Below are 2,619 nucleotides of genomic sequence, written 5' to 3' on the forward strand. Positions count from 1 at the left end.
CGATGCGGGTACGGGCTACAGCGGTGGGGTCGAGCGGGGCTTGCCGAGCCGTGGTGTGACCGCGGGTGGTGTGCCGCCGTTGCCGTTGGGATCGCCATCCCCGTTTCCGCCGTTGCCGTTGGCGGCGTCGGTGTTGCGGGGACGGCGCGAGGCGACCTTGTCCGGCTCGGGTGTCATCAGGTCGTTCGGGGTGCATTCGAGCACCGCGCACAGGACGTCGAGCTCTTCGAGGCGCATCGTCGGCGGGATCCCGGCCCACCACGACGACATCTTCCCGGCGGAGATCTCGAGCCCGGCCTCGGCCAGCATCCGGCGCAGTTGCGCGGACTTCCAGATCCCTCGTTCGGCGGCCCGCAGCCGCAGGCTCCACTGCACCTGGATCCTCTCCTTCGGTTACTCGGTCGGGTCAGTTTGTTCAGTCGCTACGAAGGCCCAGGCGGGCTTCAACGCGATCGCTCGCGCTGTTCCACGCGCGCTCGATGTGGTCGCTGCGGACGTGAAGGTAGCCCGAGGTCGTCGCCAGCCACTGGTGCCCAAGCAACTCTTGGAGCGCCTTGATGTCCATCCCGGCCGCGTACAGCGACGAGGCGCAGTAGTGCCGCAACACGTGTGGCGTCATTCGGCCCGACCAGACTGGAAGCCACAGGTCGACCTGCATACCCAACGCGCGGCGCAGCGCGTTCGCACCAACGCGTCCACAGCGGTCCAAGTCCCTGTCGAACCGCTCAGACGGCAGCAGCGGCGCGTCCGGGTCGGCCCAATCGTGACCGTACTGCGGGCGGACCTCGGCCAGCCACCAGTCGACCAACTGGTTCGCGCCGTTGATTCCGGGCACCAGCCGTGGCTTGGGTCCGCGGCCGCCGGAGCCCTTGCCGTGGCGGACGTGGAGCTTGCCGAACTCGCCCAGATCGGGGCGCCAGTCGCGGATGTCGAGCATGACGGTCTCGTTGATGCGCAGCCCGAGTCGGCGCCACAGCGAGGCGGCGAAGTAGTCACGGGCCGCGGGAAGGTACTTGCGCGCTTGGGTGACCGATCCGCGCCAGGCGGTGAACAGCGAGTCGATTTCCTCATCCGATGGCGGCACCCGGACCTTGCCCAGCGATGCCCCGGACTGGCGATTGAACTCATCGATCGGCTGCTCGACCAAGACACCGGTCGTGCGGCGGATCGTGCCGGCGTAGCGGGCGATGACGAACTCGTAGAAGCCCGCCAGTGCTCCGGCCTTGCCCGCCCGGGTCGACACGCTGAGCCCCATCCGCCGCTGCTGTGCCAAGAACGCGTCCGCGTCCGCGCAGGTGGCCTCCCACAGCGGAGTCGACAGCGAGCGAGCGAACTCGATGACGATCGCCCGAGTCCCGCCGATGTGCCGGTCCGTCAGACCCGCCGCCGACATCGCCAACGCGTACTGGTCGACCAGCTCCTGCTCGAAGTCCTGGACCGCCTGCGCACCTATCAGTGTCGGATCAGCAGCGCTGCCACCCGGCAGCGCCACCAAACCCATCAGTCACCATCTTCAAGCGAGACGATCATGCGTCGATGCTACAGCCAAACCGTCATCTGCGGTGACGGTTCGTCCAATCAGACTCTTCCGGGGCCTGAACCGACGCCACCTGCACAAACGCAGATCGGAGCGCATGGACGTCCGATCGAACCTGAGTTCCTAGAGATTGTGGCATGAATGTTCGCCGGATTTCTGACGGTTTCTCGCCGAACTTGCACACCCTCGGCGTCCTCCGGAGGCGGTGAGTCGTGAAGAAGGGCATCCTGCTCGGCCTGCCGCTGGTGCTGATCTGTCCGCTGATGCTGCTCATGCTGGTCATGGGGAACGCCAACATCGAGGCCGTCAGGGCCGCATGCGCCACCACGGCGACCTCGGGAGGCACGGGCGGGTCGTTCGGGATCGGAACGCTCAACTGGCGCGGCGCCTCGCACTACGAGAAGAACCCCCATCCCGGCGAACGGCCCTACGGCGAGCGGGTGCCGAACATGGTCACCAAGATCGGCGCGTCCGGGGCCTCGATCATCGGGTTCCAGGAGTTCGAGCCACCGCAGGCCCAGGCCTTCCTCGAGGCCACCAACGGCGCGTGGGAGATCGTGGCCGGCAAGCGCCGAGGGCACCGATCCACGGCGGACGCGATCGCCTACCAGCCCTCCGCCTGGAAGGTCGACGAGGTCCGCTACGTCTCGATCAGGTACGGCGGCCCAATGATCGAGGTCCCGCTGGTGCGGTTCACCTCCATGTCGGGACTCGGCTCGATCTGGGTGCTCAACACCCACAACCCAGCCAATGCCGTCGGCGGCACGGACGCGATGCGCGATGCCGCCGTTCGCGCCGAGGCCGAGGCGGTGGGGAACCTGCAAGCCGCCGAGCCGAGCACGCCGATGTTCCTGACCGGCGACATGAACGACAAGGCCCGCTTCAAGCGGTTGTTCTTGTCCCTGGCGTCGGGCTGGTCGAGTGCCAACCCCAGTGACCAGCAGATCGACTGGATCATGGGCAGCCCCGCCGCCACGTTCTCCGGCACCGTCGTCGACCAGAGCACCAACGACAAGGCGCACAGCTACACCGACCACCCGTTCGTTCACACCACTGCACAGCTGACCGGATCAGAGTCGGGT

At 67.2% G+C, this 2,619-nt stretch carries 3 protein-coding genes; 1 reads left to right on the forward strand and 2 read right to left on the reverse strand.

The features are described from left to right. Positions 1-15: 15 nt before the first annotated feature. A complete protein-coding gene (locus tag WAW85_RS04385) occupies positions 16-375 on the reverse strand; it encodes a helix-turn-helix domain-containing protein (protein ID WP_422558427.1) in 360 nt (119 codons plus the stop codon). 40 nt (positions 376-415) lie between these two features. Further along, the gene (locus WAW85_RS04390; RefSeq protein WP_422558428.1) at positions 416-1,501 is read right to left on the reverse strand and encodes a tyrosine-type recombinase/integrase; all 1,086 of its coding nucleotides are present in this window, start codon (positions 1,499-1,501) and stop codon (positions 416-418) included. Between the two features lie 248 nt (positions 1,502-1,749). Between WAW85_RS04390 and WAW85_RS04395 the strand changes: the two genes are divergently transcribed. Further along, a partial coding sequence (locus WAW85_RS04395; protein WP_422558429.1) for an endonuclease/exonuclease/phosphatase family protein occupies positions 1,750-2,619 on the forward strand: 870 nt, incomplete at its 3' end.

Origin of the sequence: Gordonia sp. (in: high G+C Gram-positive bacteria) (genome assembly GCF_049299075.1) — a bacterium.
In the GTDB taxonomy this organism is placed as follows: domain Bacteria; phylum Actinomycetota; class Actinomycetes; order Mycobacteriales; family Mycobacteriaceae; genus Gordonia.

Coding starts and splice junctions, on each gene's coding strand:
- WAW85_RS04390 (WP_422558428.1), bottom strand. CDS start 1,501: ATGGGTTTGGTGGCGCTGCCGGGTGGCAGCGCTGCTGATCCGACACTG.